The following is a 15,330-nucleotide window of genomic DNA, read 5'->3' on the forward strand; positions in this document are numbered from 1 at the left end:
TTGTGTTTACTTGGCTTTCAAACTATTATTTTTTCTAGGTTCGGTGCGCTTCGGTGTCGCTTCACTTTCGCTTGCTCTCCCGACCGCTTTATTAATGTAGCAACCACGAACCGTTTCTGTCAACTGTTTTGAAAAACTTTTTTGGAAAACTCTCAAAAGCTCCAAGGGCGCAGCTTTTGGGCTAAGTTGGTTGGGCAAGCTTTTAGAAAAATTAGGGGAAAACTGAAGTGGTGAGTCCCAGGGCTGTTCTACCTCCCTCGATCGTATTAGACCCACTCCTGCACTCCTGGTTGTTGGAAGATGTCGGTCGCGGCGATCGCTCGAGTCAAAGTACGCGATGCAGATGGGAGGAGCGATGAACCACCGGATGGAACTAGATGATGCTGTAATGATTAAGGATAATCACATTGCTGTAGCTGGAGGAATTGGCGAGGCGATCGCTCGTATCCGTAGGTAGATGGTGAATAAAGTGGCGACCTTGACTGACCTCCACTTTGATATTGGATCTTCCTGGCTACTCAATCGTTAGAAAAAGCGGCTTCTTTTGATGAGCGACCAGCGCATTACTAAGGAGGGGCTAGTTCTGAATTAAGGCTCAAGAACACCGCCGCTAAGAACTGAACGGAGGAAGTGTTGAGCCGATTGCAAGCCCTGACTCATTAGAAGTGGAATCGTGGTACCCAAATGATGCAAACTCAACAAACCCACACGTAGCTCTCAAAGTAAGCGTTTTGATAGCAAAAGTAGCAGATTAAGAAGTAGCAGATGAAGACAATGCGGGGGAAAGCCACGGATGAATAAGAGTTTCTGCTTTAACCCTGTTGACCGCACTGTACGGCGACTTGAGTAAAATTGTCAAAATTGAACAAACTCCCAAGAAGCGGGAGAGCATTGTGAAGAGCTTAGCTTACCCCATCCTTCTTCAGATCTTTTGTCCGAATGTCTGTTAGGATGAGTTTCTGCCAGTACATTCCGGTCTGTTGCTGGCGCATTGGAAAAAAGCTCATTTAAGCCATCCAACTGAACCACAAATTTCCTGCTCTTAGACTGGCCCCAGGCACTTGATTTGGGATAGGGGCATTACTAGGAGCGATCGCATCCATGACATTTCGTAACCTCGGTCTTTCAACGGACCTGCTTCGTGCTGTGGCTGACTCTGGCTATACTGAGCCAACCCCCATTCAGCAGCAAGCAATTCCCGCCATCCTGAAAGGGCAAGACATTTTCGCTAGCGCCCAAACTGGAACGGGCAAGACTGCTGGCTTTACCCTGCCTTTACTGCAACTCCTGGGTACTACCAACGCCAACCAGGTGCATCGCAGACCTCGTGCCCTCATCCTCACCCCTACGCGCGAACTGGCAGATCAGGTCAAAGATAGCGTCAAAACTTATGGAAAATACCTGTCGCTGCGAGCAGCAGCCATCTATGGCGGCGTGGGAATTAAGCCGCAAGTTCAAACGCTGCATCGGGGAGTTGATATTGTAGTCGCTACGCCCGGTCGCTTGCTCGACCACGTTGGGCAAAAGACGGTCGATCTCTCGAAGATAGAGATACTGGTGCTGGATGAATGCGATCGCATGTTAGATATGGGCTTTATCCGCGACATCCGCAAAATTTTGGCAGTGCTACCTGCATCGCGGCAAACGCTGATGTTTTCTGCCACCTTCTCTAAACCGATTCAGCAGCTTGCCAGCACCCTACTAAAGTCTCCGACCCAGATCGAAGTAGCTCCCCGCAATACCGCCGCACAGCAGGTAGAGCAGGTGGTGCATCCGGTCGATCGAAATCGCAAGCGAGAACTGCTTTCTCATATGATTGGGTTCCACAATTGGCAACAGGTGCTAGTCTTCACGCGGACGAAACATGGAGCCAACCGTCTAGCTGAGCAACTTGCTCAAGATGGGTTGAAAAGCACTGCAATTCATGGCAACAAAAGTCAGGCAGCCCGTACCCGTGCTTTGCAAGACTTTAAGCAAGGAAAAGTGCGAGTATTAGTTGCCACCGATGTAGCATCACGGGGTCTAGATATCGATCAGCTGCCCCACGTAGTCAACTTTGAACTCCCTAACGTACCAGAAGATTACGTGCATCGCATTGGTCGCACAGGTCGCGCTGGTAATGAAGGAAGAGCGGTTTCCCTCGTCAGCGAAGATGAATACTCATTCCTCAAAGACATCGAACGATTGCTCAATCAAACCCTTGTGAAAGACGTGATTCCAGGCTACGAGCCAACTGCCCCAGTCCGGAAAGTGGTAGACCAAGCGAAAGGTCAGCGCGCAAATCAAGGGCGCAGTAACCGAGCAAAGTCCCAGGCACCATCCGCACCTACCCGCAGCAAAAAGCCCAGCGCACCAGGACGCACTCGAAAAAGTCTGCACACTGCTTAAATTTCTGGCGATTGCCGCCTAGTTAAGGCGAGATACCCGGCTTTTTTAAAAAGTTGGGTATTTTTGTTAAGGGCTGACAATGTGGTTGGCAAGGGGTGCGGTGCGACATACAGGTTTGCGATCGCTATTTGGCAATCGCTGTCAGTTAGTCATCAATGATAATTATGGGTGAATGGGGAGTTACGGTTGAAGAAGCTACCCCAGCAATCGATGGAAAAACACCAATGACCGTTACCATTCCCATTCGTGCCATTGAACTCACTCCCGGTAGCATGATTAGCATTCATAACTTGTCTTGGCAGGACTTTGAACAGATTCTTACGGAACTGGGAGAAAAGCGCAGCACCCGCATTGCATACTACCAAGGAACGCTGGAAATCATGTCCCCTTTGGCATTGCACGAACGCCCCCATCGCATCATTGGTGATATTGTCAAAGCTATCTTAGATGCTCAAGGGCGGGACTGGGAAGATTTTGGCTCAACTACTCTGAAGCAACCAGAAATTGCCGGAGTCGAACCCGATACTTGCTTTTACATCCAGAATGCCAGTCGTGTCCGGGGTTGCACCAATATGGATTTAGCGGTTTATCCACCCCCCGATCTCGCCATTGAGTCTGATGTTACTTCAAAGACTACCTTGAACGCCTACGAAGCGCTGCGCGTTCCGGAAGTGTGGATATATCAGAATCGCCAACTCAAGATTTACATTCTACAAAATGGTGGCTACGTCGAATCATCCATCAGTGCTATCTTTCCCGATTTGGCCATTACCGAAATGATTCCCCAACTGGTGCAAAAAGCCATTGAGGATGGAACCAGTCGGATGCTGCGCGAACTTAAAATACAACTGAGTCAATAACTGGAAAGATTGGAATAAAACTGGATATGAACACGCATCTGTGAAAATATCCCACCCTCAGCAAGTGTGACCTATCCGCTGCCTGGGTATAATACTACGAGCGCACCGAGAAGAAGGCAATCGCGCGATCACTGCCCTTGATGAGGACGACGATAGTTACCCCTCTACTCCAATGAAAACTTTCCAATGGATATCGTGATAGAACTCTGTAGGCTTGGATAAAAATATAAGTTTCTGCTACAACTAAGGAACCCGTGTTTAGCGAAACTTTGCCTAAAAATAACGTAGACTTTTTGAGATAATTTTTTGTTGATTTTTATTTATGGAAGAAACAGTTCACGACATCTTTTTCAAAGACTTTACCGTAGTAACAGCAACTATATCCGCAGCAGATTCTCTTCCTGAAACGTCAGGTATTTAGGCCTTCTATCATGCGTTCGATTTTTCAGAGAATAACTTATCTGAGCATATAGATAGTCGCATAAAAAATACTGTATTTAAAACAAAGTTTTTTGAGGAAGATAATAAAAGTAAGTTCATTGTCGATACTTGTGGAGAGTCAGTTGGTTTGTCTCCAAAAATGGATCGATTTATCAAAGCTGTCTCTCAGCCTAAAGAACGAAGAATCTTAAAAAGCTTTCTAATCTCATGTAGCATTCTCCAACGCCCAGATTACATTGGCACTGCAAACAACTTAAGAGATAGATTTTTTCAGCATTTAGAGCGAGACGATGGTTTTTTTTCAAAGTATGGAAACTCAAGACCCAATGATGAATTTTTATTCGTTTGTTTTCCTTGCCCAAAAAATATTTCTAGAGAGCTAGAAAGCTTGTTAATTCAACTATGCCAACCCAAGTTTAATACACAGAGGAGTTAGAAAATGGAATTAGATGATCAGTCTCCAGAGACGATTGAATATAAGGCAATCAGTGGTAAGTTTGGTGAGGTAAGGTACTTCATAACAACTCTTGATCAAAGTGATGCCGTTGAAAACATTCAATTTGCTGATGAAATTCAAAATAGTTGGAGCTTCTCTGAACGAGTTCAGAGGAAACTAGATACAAACCGAGCGAATACAGAAATATTTTCTTACCTAGCGCAGGGTGGAATTCGCTTTTTTAATTCAATTGTAGTCGTGCTTTTGCCCAACTCGAATGACCAAAGAGAGTTTTGGGACTTCTCTACAGTTAGTAGTCAGGGAAAAATTGTCGAAAAATGGGTCAATTTAAAGCTATATAAAAACGTAGCTAGAATTGTAATTGACGGTCAACATAGGCTCCTTTCATTAAAGAGATATTGGAAAGCCCATACTGGAAAGGAGCCTTTAACTCCTCAACAAATAAAAGAAAATTTTAGTTGCTCAGAAAGCTTTGACATCCCAGTCGTTTATTTAGTGTTTGGCGATCTTGGCAGAGTTGGTCATGCAGACTCAAGCGAAACTGTAAGAGATGAGATAATCAAATCAACTCGCAATATCTTTACAGTTATAAACAAGACTGCGAAATCAATCTATAAACAAACTCAACTATTGCTTGATGACAGTAAAATATCAGCATTGATTCCTAGAAAGCTTTTAGAGGAAAGAGTGCTTGAAGAGAGATTCATTAGATGGTCTTCCACATCAACAAGCTTGACCCAATCAGAACCTTACCTAACGACTCTAGATTTGGTTAGCCAATGTACGATTGAACTATTAAAAGATTATCAGAAGGAAGCTTTAAAGAAATCATTCAATTCACCAACTGAGCGTAATACGGCTCTGGAGACTTATTATGAGTCTCATCCTAGACTTCCTGAAATAGGCACAAAAGCATTGCTTAAGTGGTTTTTCACTGAACTTCAGCCATTTAAGGATTGGGTATCACAAATTAACCATGTAGGTATAAATATTCCTACTCAACCAGATCAACCTGAATTAAATCAAAATCAAAAAGCAAGTGTAAAGAAATTACGAGATACCAGTATTTTGTATACTATTTTTGGACAAAAAATTCTTTTTCCATCTGTGTCAAGGTTCTTGCTTAGGATAAGAGCAGAATACCGCATTCCAGCGATTCTTGATGCTATCTCGCTTAGTATTACTAAAATGGATGAAGCTGACTTTTTCAGACGCGATAAACCTCATTGGGCTTATGTTTTAGTGCAGCCAAATGCAAAACTAAACATGATAACTAAAGGCTCTGGATATGAGAGATGTATAGAGCTTATCAGAATGATATTGTTTGAGTCCTCTGAGGGCGTGGGGGAGTTGATAAAACGTACTAAAGAAGAGGTTAGCAATGAAGTTGACTGGAATAAAACTTTGATTTCAAATTGGAGAAAACAATTTCATGTGATATTACCTGAAGTTGAATTAATTGATGAGCAGATAAAAGAATCTTCTGAATCAGATGACTCCTTTGCTGAAGTTCGCGATTTGCTTGATTCTTCTGAAGAGGACGAAGAGGAATCTGGTGAAATTGAAGATAACGAGGATATTTTTAAAGAAACTGAAGAAGTAAAAGATTAAGCTGTGCAACTACATAAAAACATTATTGCTCAGAAAGCTTGTCAACAAAAAGCCTAACAAGCTGGTGTTTTGAGAGGAGTAGGTGCTTGTCATCTTCTCAGGGTAGGACGAGGTGCAACAGGCAATCTGTTTGTGTTTCGTCGTGAGTGAGTTGTGCGTTTTGAGCGATCGCATTCTATCAACTCTGCAATTATGGAGAATGCGATCGCTCACAAGTAAAATCCGCTCGTTCAAGTCATCTGAAGCCCAATATCGAACGTACCCGCGTAGCCTTGTGCATCTTTGGTTAGCTGAAGCATCAGTTCTTCACCACCATCTTGAAAAATGCCGTCTCCATCGTTCCTCTGGGTGCGCTGTCCCTTAGCCGCGTAGGGAGACTGTGCGTGGACTCGATCCGTGAGAGCATCGTCGAAGTAAAGCTGCGACGTAAACTCAGAACCGCGCCCAGACGCAGAATCGGTGCGAATCTTGAAGTGAATGTGAACCGTTCTGCCTGGATACCAGCCAGGGTAAATCGTCACAAACTCCGCAGCCCCATTGGCATTCGTCACCTGATAGCCGCGCAGGAACTTTTGCCCTTGCGTATCCCCGTTAAAGTCTCGAACATCGGAATACACGCCCAGCGCGTCGCAATGCCAAACGTCTACAGTTGCGCCCCTCAAAGGCGTACAGGATCTACCATTAATCCCAGAGATACGAAACACCAAACGCAACGGTACTCCCGGCTTTACCGCACCGTTCGAGGGATCTGAGCGGATATCAGAACGGTTAAGCTTCTCATCCACGAAATATGGCCCTTCCGTTTGTTGGGGTTTTACCACGCAAGTCGGAGTCTGCGCGATCGCTTTCCGAGTCGGTGTCTGAGTTAATGTACCTATTGGCTTTGCTGAGATTGACTGTCCGCGCCAGCATCCACCAATAAGCGATACGGCGGCTGTTCCCCCGATGAAGCCAAGCACTTCTCGCCGCTTCAGCATGGAGGCTACGGGAATTCTTTTTGCACGGTCTTTTTTCATTTCATCTGCTCCCAATAGAATTATCGCAATTTACCTGGGCGGTTGAAACCGCTTCTACACACACAAAACCCGCCTGCGCGGGTTTCAAAACCCTTTAAGTAAGTGTAGAGACGCGAAATTTCACGTCTCTACAGTCCGCGCAGGCGGACTTGGTTTGTTTAGCCGCGATTTCTAATCGCCAGGGCTTATTGTGACTGGCTTGGTCGCATCCATGAACAGGTTGCTAAGTTGGCTTGAGCTTATTGCTGAGGAGGAGGAGGTACGTCTGGTTGGTTGCCATCTTGAGGAGGACGGGGCGGAATTCCCAGCGCATTCACCAGTTGCTCTTCCGTCACGCCGAGTTTTGCTGCCGCTGCCTTGAAGTCAGGTCGGGGTGGGCGTTGTCCCGGTTCGGGCGGCGTTGTCGGTGGGTTGGCAGGTACTCCCAGTGCTGCCTTTAAATTGGCTTCTGTTACGCCCAGCTTCTGCGCTGCGGCTGCAAAATCGGGACGGGGCGGACGGGGCGGAACTCCCAACGCATTTACCAATTGTTGTTCGGTAATGCCGAGTTTTGCCGCCGCTGCCTTAAAGTCGGGACGAGGTGGGCGTTGTCCTGGTGTAGGATTCGCTGGCACTCCCAGTGCTTCTTTCAACTTAGCTTCTGAAATGCCCAATTTCTGAGCCGCTGCGGCAAAATCTGGTCCTCGTCTGCGTCCCTGTCCCTGCTGTTGTTGATTGGGCTGGGATGAGTTTTGGGCTTGTCGGTTAGGCGATTGAGCGATCGCCTGATTCAGAGTCACACATCCAAACGTCCCAACTAGAACAGGAATTGCGATCGCTGCTAACAGTCGGCGGGTATTTATCACAAGCTTTCTCCTTCGGTTGAATCTCGAAACGTGTCTATAAATTCAATTAAGCTCAACCAAAATTACAGCTTGCCCTTCCTCTAAATTACAGTTTTGTAATCTGAGCTAGTGAAGGCGAGATCCCCGACTTTTCTAAAAAGTCAGGGATCTGAACCGCAGGCGATCGCGTAAACTCCACAAAAGTAACCTCAAACACACAACAGCCATACTTCCTTGGAAAGACGCGATCGCACAGATGTCTTCCTAGGATGAGTAAGAGTTGCGATCGCATTCGCGCAGACTGTCTGCTAGCGAAAAAGAAGCAAGCCACGGCTTTCCAAGCGTGGTGCAGTCCTATAGGAGTTTAAATGGTTATGAACAGTTCGTCGAACCGGCCTCTGGCTGTCGTGACGGGTGCCTCCAAGGGCATTGGTTACGAGCTTGCCAAACAGTTCGCCCAAAACGGCTTTGATCTCCTTGTGACAGCCACCGGATCGAGTATCGATGAAGCCGCTCAAACCTTTGAGGGATTGGGTGCCAAGGTCGAGACGGTACAGGCCGATCTTGCTACTTATGACGGTGTTGAGACTCTCTACAACCAGATTAAGGCGACTGGCAGATCGGTAGATGCGATCGCGATAAATGCAGGGGTCGGTGTCGGCGGTGATTTCGCCCGCGAGACTGATCTGAAGGACGAGCTGAATCTCATCAACCTGAACGTCGTTTCATCTGTGCATCTAGCCAAACGGGTAGTGAAAGATATGGTCGAGCGTGGTAAGGGTCGAATCCTCTTCACTTCGTCAATTGCTGCCATCATGCCAGGACCATTTGAAGCAGTCTACGCGGCTTCCAAAGCATTTGTACACTCCTTCTCGGAAGCGCTACGCAACGAGTTGAAGGATACAGGCGTCACTGTTACCTCACTCATGCCTGGACCAACCGATACCAACTTCTTCCATAGTGCGGGAATGGACGACACCACGGTGGGTACAAAACAGAACGATGACCCGGCTGAAGTCGCCAAACAGGGTTTCGATGCCTTAATGGCAGGCAAGGATCACATCATCGCCGGTTCGCTCCTGACGAAGATTCAGGGCAATGTAAGCAAGGTTTTGCCTGATACCCTCAAGGCTGAACTGCATCGTCAGATGACTGAGTCTGAGTCGGCTAACAAGTAATGCACGCAGTGCCTTCCCGATCATCTGTTGTATATAAAGGTGTTTTGGCAGGCATTCTCATACCGACCGGAGCAAATGCAAGCGTCGAGTGAGGTGCAGACATCGATACCCGTAGGCAAAAAGTAGTTTAAAGCAGAACACTTATGCACATTCATCATCTCAATTGTGGCTGTATGTGTCCGGTCGGTGGGGCGCTCTTCGATGGCTTCAGTCGCGGTCTGACGGCTCGCCTCGTCTGTCACTGTCTGCTTGTCGAGACAAACCAGGGGCTTGTTCTAATCGATACTGGCTTTGGTCTGCGCGATGTTAACTCGCCTTACGCGCGACTCAGCCCGTTTTTTATTCATTTCAATGGTATCCAGTTCGATCGCAAGTACACGGCGATCGCTCAGGTCGAGCAACTAGGATTTTCCGCACGGGACGTGCGCCATATCGTGCTTACCCACCTCGATTTCGATCATGCTGGTGGGCTGGAAGATTTCCCTGAAGCAACCGTACACGTAATGCAGACTGAAATTGACGCAGCGCAGGATCGACACGGCTTCATTACCAAAGGGCGCTATCGTCCAGAGCAGTGGGACGAGGTAAAACGCTGGAAGTTCTATTCGCCAGGGGGCGAACCCTGGTTTGGCTTCCAGGCAGTCCGCGATCTTGAGGGACTACCGCCAGAGATTCTCCTAGTTCCGCTTGCGGGTCACACACGGGGTCATGCTGGCATTGCCATCCAGACAGCAGAGGGTTGGCTGCTGAATGCAGGCGATGCCTACTTTTACCGACACGAAATGGACTCCTCCGAGCCACGCTGCACGCCGGGAATGCGGTTCTACCAATGGATGATGGAGGTAGATCGTGAGGCGAGGCTCCACAATCAAGATCGGCTACGTGCATTATCGCGCGATCGCAATAATGACGTGCGCCTCTTCTGTAGTCACGATGCTATGGAGTTCAAAGCGTTCGCCGACCAGTCCAGCGACTCCCAGAACTTGAAAATTCATCATTCATGAAGTCTACGTCAATCAGATTGATTGAAGAAGCAGGAATTAAGAGCGATCGCGCTGAACAGCAGGAGGCTATGCTCAGTTAGTCCCCGATCTGATGTTTAAGGTCAAGTCCAAAACTGACTTCTTATTTAAGTTGCGTCAGAAGTCTCAGGAATCTCTAGCTCTATGAACGCAGGTTAGGGTTTTAGTTGACTTGCGATTGGTTTATATGAAAATAAGAAAATGTTAGGCCTCCTATCAAAAAAGGGTTAGCGATTGAAAAGCCAATCGAGTAACTCTTTGTCGAATAGCTCTGGCTCTTCAAAGTGAGGCGCATGGCTGCTCTTCTCAAATATGCGGATAGTAAGATTACTAAACTTGTCTCTTACTCCTTCCCACATATAGGGTGGTGGAACGAGGTAATCGTAGCGACCAAGTGCAAGCAATACAGGTGCTTGCAACTTATCTAAGTTCTCAGTAATATCTATATCCCGAAAAACCTCGCCCCAGACATAATCAAACATAGCCATATTGACTTCTATACCTTCCCAAAGTTTTGTCGCGTCATAGTTGTAGTCAAACCAACTTTTGGGTCCCATGAGAAGGCAATAGGTAATAAAAGCTTTCTCAGGCGCAGCAGATATTTCTTGAGGCAACCTGGTCAGGTTTTTAGCAAGAGCTGCTTTACGCTCAGGACAAACAGAATCATTCAGATATCGTTCCGCCGCAAGATGCCCTTCACGCGAGTAATTTGGTCCTACACACATCATTACCACATGAGACACATTGGCAGGATATTTCTTGGCATACTCCAGCGCCATAAATCCATGACCTGAATGACCAATAACAATAATCTTGCCAAATCCTAGCTCTTTCCTAACCAGTTCAATATCATCAACCAGTGAGTTTAACTGGAACAAAGAGGTGTCTTTACAATTATAAGGAGGTGAGAAACCTCGATGATCGACAAAGACCAATTTTAGACTGCTACGAAGATTGTTAGAAAACGTTCTAGAGTAATACAGTGAACTTCCAATCACGATGGTAGGAGTGCCGTCACCCTCAACAATATACTGAAGCTTAAAACCGCTTGAATACACATAGCCTGTTAAAGACATATTGTTCCTTCTCCAGATTTCATCTGCTTAATCATAAATACAGAGACCACCGCCATACAGTCTAGGATTTACTATGATTCGTTCAAGTAGTTTCGACATTTTAAGTAATCGCTTAATTAAATGTTAATACTAGGATAAAGTACGCTTTTGCAGCGTACTGGGTTCAGGAATAGATTGACATAGACGCAAGACTTACATCCTCGTACAGTTGCGATCGCGTCTTCACAGCACCATCCAATCGTTTAGCAAATTTGAAGCCATTAGCACCAGAAGTCTTAGCTATTTTAGCTACAGTAGCAAAAGGACAAGCTACGGTAGTCAGTGCGTAAAAATAGAGGTCAGCAATGTCCAATTACTACCATTGAACGATCGTGCTGTATCAACTCATAAATCCTCGTCCTTCCTTAGTATAATTTTAGGAGAGGCGAGTTGGATTTGTGTCATAGACACGCAGACAGACTTGTAGGGAATTTTTACTACCCGATCCTACAAAGTGCCTGACTCTAGTTGCTCCAAGTATATGAAATCAGGAGCCTTTACTCCGGCTTCAGCTCTGATTCTAATGAGTTTAGGAGATTCAAAAAAACGCTTGGCATCGTCTATCGATGTCCACAATGAGAAATGCACCACTTTGTTGGGATCGCTTTCATACTTTAAGACCTGATACGACCTCTCTCCAGCTTCCCTTCTTATGTCGGATGCATTGTCAAAAACCTTCTTCCACGACTCGTAGTCTTCAACTTCATGGATAATTAACACGTATTGCATAATTTATCTAGCTAGTAGTGTTTCTTTATTAACCTAACCGATGCTTGGGACATTGGTGTTGGTAGTAGTGGATCGCGAGCCGAGGCTCCATGATCAAGATCGGCTACGTGCATGATCAGGCGATCGCAGTAATAACGTGCGCCTCTTTTGCAGTCACGATGCTATGGAGTTAAAAGCGATCGCCGACCAATCCAGCGACCCTCAGAACTTGAAAATTCATCATTCATGAAGTCTGCGTCAGTCAGATTGATTGAAGAAGCAGGAATTAAGAGCTAGAGCGATCGCGGCAAGCAACAGGAGACTATGCTCAATACTAGCCCCTTAGACTTTACATAACTAACCGACGATTGCCATACCATTGACTCAAATCATGCTCAATTCCTTCAAGGATTGCGATCGCATCCATCATTGATTTTGCATCAGCCGCTAATAAAGCAAAGGCTGACTCAACCCGTTGTTGATAGTTCTGTGGACAGAGGGTAAAGCTGTTGGCAACTGCCACCGCACCTTTCTCATTCAATAGGTATTCTTCATTGAGTGCAAATAATACCTGATTCATACAAGCTACGCTACGGAAACAGCAACCTGCTGCATAGGCAACATCTCCGCGTGCAATTGCCTTTTGTGCAATGAACAGTGAAAAACTAATTTCCCAGGCAAAGGTATTAATAGTTGCTTGTTTAAGCTGAATAGGATAAGGGGTTGTCTTTGCCTTTAAAGCATCTAAAACGTTATACGGATCGTGGAGTGGCAGACAAATTGCAACTTCACCCATATAAATAGAGGACACAAAGCCGTGTGGATGCCCTGGTTGGTAATCAATAGTAATTTGCCCAGCATGGCAATCATTAATGACACGATTAACCTGAGCCACATCACGATAGAGAAAATCTACAGATACTCCTTCTATCTTTAGCCAACCACCGCCATTAATCCATTTCCCCCATCCACCAATTGGGGTGATTAAATTTGCGCGATGATTGTCGTCAAGTTCAGAGGCGAGGTGATTTAGAGCAGTCACATCAAGCGGCTTCTCTGGGTTGTAATAAATTCCTAGATCCACATCTGACTTCTGTGTATGATTGCCTCGTGCCCTTGAACCCCCTAGAGCGATCGCTGCAATTCCCTGAATTGACTGTAAACGTTCAACAACACGGTGGATAAACTGAGGCAACTGCTGATTCATATTGACTCCATTTTTACCACCAATTCAAAACCATTTCACATGAGATGCTAACAGACAAGCTTCAAATAACACCCTCACTCATAACATAAGCTGCACAACTATTAGTAGTACCGCATTCGCTATCAAACAGCACCCGCTTCAACTATATTTTTCCTCTAGATAAATCCATAGAGGATTGTGTTGAATAGTCTGTATGTAGCTGAATCGAACCGATTAGGCTTTGAGTCCAAGGAGAGCGATCGCGCCGAACAACAGAAAACTATGCTTAGTTAGTCCCTGATTTGATGTTTGATGTCAAGTCCAAAACTGACTCCTTGCCTAAGCTGCGTCAGAAGATTCAGGAATTTTTAGCTATAGGAACACAGATTGGGGTTTTAGTTGACCCCCGAAGTCGGACGATGGAGGTTTATTGTCCGGGTGTGGAGAAAGAGATTTTGCTGGATGCGGATGTGCTGACGGTGTCGGAATTGCTACCGGGATGGCAGTTGGCAGTGGCTGAAATTTGGGCACCAGAGTTTGATGAGGCGAGGGGAGGGCGATAAGCACTCATCGGCATAGCTACTGGAGGGTTGTGTTCTATCAGAATGGATTAACTATTAAGTACGAAACCCGGAGATCAAAGACTTATGCTTAAAGACTCCTTAATTATTAGTGCATCCCCTGAGGTTATGGGCGGCACCCCAGTTTTTACTGGTACTAGAGTTCCTGTGCAGACTTTTGGACTATCTCAAAGCTGGAGAATCGATTGACAATTTTTTAGATGGATTTCCTACTGTGACTAGAGAGCAGGTTATCGCCTTACTGGACAGCGCATTTTGACTGCTTAACTAGATAACAGGAACACTTAAATCATAAACATCTTGAATATTCTTAATTCGGAAACTGGCATTAAACTTTTTCTTAAACTGACTTTGTAGTTGCTGTATAATTGTTGTCTGTTTGGGAACACGGGTGGACACCACGAAACATAGTTTATTTGCTTTTTGCGAATTGCTTGAAAGTAGGTTAATAGTTGATTCGAGCTGCTTGACCGCATGTAAAACATCACTTCCTTTCAGCTCTATATATATTTCCACTTCACTAGGAGGAACAAGTGCATAGTCACAACGTAAAGTCTCATTGTCCTTGATAGCGCAACCATCAACTTTAATTTCCAGTACTTTGTCTTGATTTGGATTTAGAAAAGTTATTTTACTTTTGTTTTCCTCTAATACAATTTTTGGATCAGTTCTATATCGCTCACACTCTGGAAAACTTCTCATAGGTATTTAGGCTAAACTTAGAAGTTTATCAAACTCGATAGCCAGTTCATCAGAGACAGAATCGATAACTTTTGCATCAATCAATCCCGTATCGGAACATATAATACTGCTACATTTACCATTTGCCAGTACATAAGCTGACAAGTCAGAAGTGGTTAATGCTTTATATCTAGGTACTATCTTTTCTAGTTGATGTGAAATATCTTGACTAGACTCTTCATAGAGAATACCAGCCTGAAGCAAGTTGTTAAGTGCTGTCAAGACGTATGGACTGTGGGTAGTTATGAAGAATTGAAGTTTTTCCTTGCGATAATTAAACACAGTAGCTATCAACTCGATAACATTACGCTGTGCACTTGGAAATAGATGCGCTTCAGGTTCCTCTATATACACTGTTTGTCCAGAACGAGGTGCAACCATAAAAGGTAAGGCAGCGAGCATAATTGTAAGAGGCAATGTCTCTTGTTGTCCAGAAGACGAGTTTGCAACATTAATGCGTCTTCCATCTGCAACCTCTAGAAAATCCTTCCCTTTTTCGTGTACATGTTTACCACATAAGGATTTTTCTATTAACCTATTGATCTCATCATGCATTTCTCTCACATCTTTTTCTTCAAGTCTATTTCTAAATCTGAGACGTGCACTTTTTATATTTTCATATGTGGAACCAAACGCTCTTAAAAATGGATCTAATGCATTATTACTAGAGAGAAAAGAGAATATATTGCTTTGAAGATTGGCAAAGAAGGAACGACCCGCAGGAATAAAGAGTTGATTAAAAGCTGCCTCTTTACAAAGGGAGCTACTCAAAGAGTCTATCAACTTATCTCTTAAAAATTGCCTAGTCAAGTACAACCTATCAAGGCGCTCATAATTTGCGTTTTTGTCAGAACTTTTCTCTTTTGCTTTCCTTAATAAACTTCGTAATCCTGTTATTTCTTTCTTGAAAAACTCTGAATAATTGAGTAAAATTTTACCCTTGAAATCCTGCTTCCTGCTAATCTCTATGAATACATCTGAGATTTCGTATTTTATAAAAAAATCGTAATTTCCCCATGAATCTGGAGGAAAGTATTCTTCGAATTTCTTAGAATAAGTGCTTAAGCAAAATTAATTACATATTCGGTTCCGACTTTTTTTAGCACATTTTTGACATACTTTACTAAACTTTTCCAGTCCCGATAAGCCTCTATCTCTATCCATTCATATTTCATAAACTTCCATAAGATTTCAATTAAGTT

General features: G+C 44.7%; 14 protein-coding genes and 3 pseudogenes. 8 read left to right on the top strand and 9 right to left on the bottom strand.

Annotated features, from left to right (window positions below; genetic code table 11):
* Positions 1 to 313: 313 nt before the first annotated feature.
* From NC997_RS26700 to NC997_RS26715, 4 genes and pseudogenes are all read left to right on the top strand, one after another.
* Positions 314 to 451, top strand: a pseudogene (locus NC997_RS26700) (nicotinate-nucleotide diphosphorylase (carboxylating)); the annotation flags it as partial.
* A 650-nt stretch (positions 452 to 1,101) separates the two neighbouring features.
* Positions 1,102 to 2,388, top strand: a complete 1,287-nt coding sequence (locus NC997_RS26705) for a DEAD/DEAH box helicase (protein ID WP_190526016.1) — start codon at positions 1,102 to 1,104, stop codon at positions 2,386 to 2,388.
* A 224-nt stretch (positions 2,389 to 2,612) separates the two neighbouring features.
* The gene (locus NC997_RS26710; RefSeq protein WP_190526037.1) at positions 2,613 to 3,248 is read left to right on the top strand and encodes a Uma2 family endonuclease; all 636 of its coding nucleotides are present in this window, start codon (positions 2,613 to 2,615) and stop codon (positions 3,246 to 3,248) included.
* Positions 3,249 to 4,128: 880 nt separating this feature from the next.
* On the top strand, positions 4,129 to 5,757 hold the full coding sequence (locus NC997_RS26715; protein ID WP_190526018.1) for a DNA sulfur modification protein DndB: 1,629 nt from the start codon (positions 4,129 to 4,131) through the stop codon (positions 5,755 to 5,757).
* A 230-nt stretch (positions 5,758 to 5,987) separates the two neighbouring features.
* Here the strand turns inward: NC997_RS26715 and NC997_RS26720 are convergent, their stop codons facing one another.
* The 3 genes from NC997_RS26720 to NC997_RS26730 all read right to left on the bottom strand — a co-directional run bounded on the left by NC997_RS26720 (position 5,988) and on the right by NC997_RS26730 (position 7,889).
* Positions 5,988 to 6,773, bottom strand: coding sequence for an intradiol ring-cleavage dioxygenase (locus NC997_RS26720; protein WP_190526020.1), 786 nt, complete (start codon positions 6,771 to 6,773; stop codon positions 5,988 to 5,990).
* Between the two features lie 239 nt (positions 6,774 to 7,012).
* Positions 7,013 to 7,615 (bottom strand): hypothetical protein, encoded by a 603-nt coding sequence (locus NC997_RS26725; protein WP_190526039.1) that lies wholly within the window; start codon positions 7,613 to 7,615, stop codon positions 7,013 to 7,015.
* A gap of 88 nt (positions 7,616 to 7,703) precedes the next feature.
* Positions 7,704 to 7,889 (bottom strand): hypothetical protein, encoded by a 186-nt coding sequence (locus NC997_RS26730; protein WP_190526022.1) that lies wholly within the window; start codon positions 7,887 to 7,889, stop codon positions 7,704 to 7,706.
* An 82-nt stretch (positions 7,890 to 7,971) separates the two neighbouring features.
* Here NC997_RS26730 and NC997_RS26735 point away from each other — a divergent pair, with 82 nt between their 5' ends.
* Positions 7,972 to 8,775, top strand: coding sequence for an SDR family NAD(P)-dependent oxidoreductase (locus tag NC997_RS26735; RefSeq protein ID WP_190526024.1), 804 nt, complete (start codon positions 7,972 to 7,974; stop codon positions 8,773 to 8,775).
* A gap of 143 nt (positions 8,776 to 8,918) precedes the next feature.
* Positions 8,919 to 9,779 carry an MBL fold metallo-hydrolase gene (locus NC997_RS26740; protein WP_190526027.1) on the top strand — a complete coding sequence of 287 codons (861 nt, stop codon included), beginning with the start codon at positions 8,919 to 8,921 and terminating at the stop codon, positions 9,777 to 9,779.
* 245 nt (positions 9,780 to 10,024) lie between these two features.
* On the opposite strand, the gene NC997_RS26745 is transcribed toward NC997_RS26740, so the two are convergent.
* The 3 genes from NC997_RS26745 to NC997_RS26755 all read right to left on the bottom strand — a co-directional run bounded on the left by NC997_RS26745 (position 10,025) and on the right by NC997_RS26755 (position 12,827).
* Positions 10,025 to 10,873, bottom strand: coding sequence for an alpha/beta hydrolase (locus NC997_RS26745; protein WP_190526029.1), 849 nt, complete (start codon positions 10,871 to 10,873; stop codon positions 10,025 to 10,027).
* Positions 10,874 to 11,359: 486 nt separating this feature from the next.
* Positions 11,360 to 11,641, bottom strand: a complete 282-nt coding sequence (locus NC997_RS26750) for an antibiotic biosynthesis monooxygenase (RefSeq protein ID WP_190412920.1) — start codon at positions 11,639 to 11,641, stop codon at positions 11,360 to 11,362.
* A 328-nt stretch (positions 11,642 to 11,969) separates the two neighbouring features.
* Positions 11,970 to 12,827 carry a nucleotidyltransferase domain-containing protein gene (locus tag NC997_RS26755; protein ID WP_190526031.1) on the bottom strand — a complete coding sequence of 286 codons (858 nt, stop codon included), beginning with the start codon at positions 12,825 to 12,827 and terminating at the stop codon, positions 11,970 to 11,972.
* A gap of 284 nt (positions 12,828 to 13,111) precedes the next feature.
* On the opposite strand from NC997_RS26755, the gene NC997_RS26760 reads away from it, so the two are divergent.
* Together NC997_RS26760 and NC997_RS26765 are read left to right on the top strand one after the other, a co-directional pair.
* A complete protein-coding gene (locus tag NC997_RS26760; RefSeq protein WP_190526033.1) occupies positions 13,112 to 13,369 on the top strand; it encodes a Uma2 family endonuclease in 258 nt (85 codons plus the stop codon).
* 84 nt (positions 13,370 to 13,453) lie between these two features.
* A pseudogene (locus tag NC997_RS26765) lies at positions 13,454 to 13,646 on the top strand (DUF433 domain-containing protein).
* 8 nt (positions 13,647 to 13,654) lie between these two features.
* Here NC997_RS26765 and NC997_RS26770 read toward each other — a convergent pair.
* The 3 genes and pseudogenes from NC997_RS26770 to NC997_RS26780 form a co-directional block, all read right to left on the bottom strand.
* Positions 13,655 to 14,089 (bottom strand): hypothetical protein, encoded by a 435-nt coding sequence (locus NC997_RS26770; RefSeq protein ID WP_190526035.1) that lies wholly within the window; start codon positions 14,087 to 14,089, stop codon positions 13,655 to 13,657.
* A 6-nt stretch (positions 14,090 to 14,095) separates the two neighbouring features.
* Complete coding sequence (locus NC997_RS26775) at positions 14,096 to 15,124, bottom strand: AAA family ATPase (protein ID WP_190526041.1); 1,029 nt, start codon at positions 15,122 to 15,124, stop codon at positions 14,096 to 14,098.
* A gap of 65 nt (positions 15,125 to 15,189) precedes the next feature.
* Positions 15,190 to 15,330: pseudogene (locus NC997_RS26780) on the bottom strand (IS630 family transposase); the annotation flags it as partial.

This window comes from Trichocoleus sp. DQ-A2, from assembly GCF_039961915.1.
Lineage (GTDB): Bacteria > Cyanobacteriota > Cyanobacteriia > Cyanobacteriales > FACHB-T130 > FACHB-T130.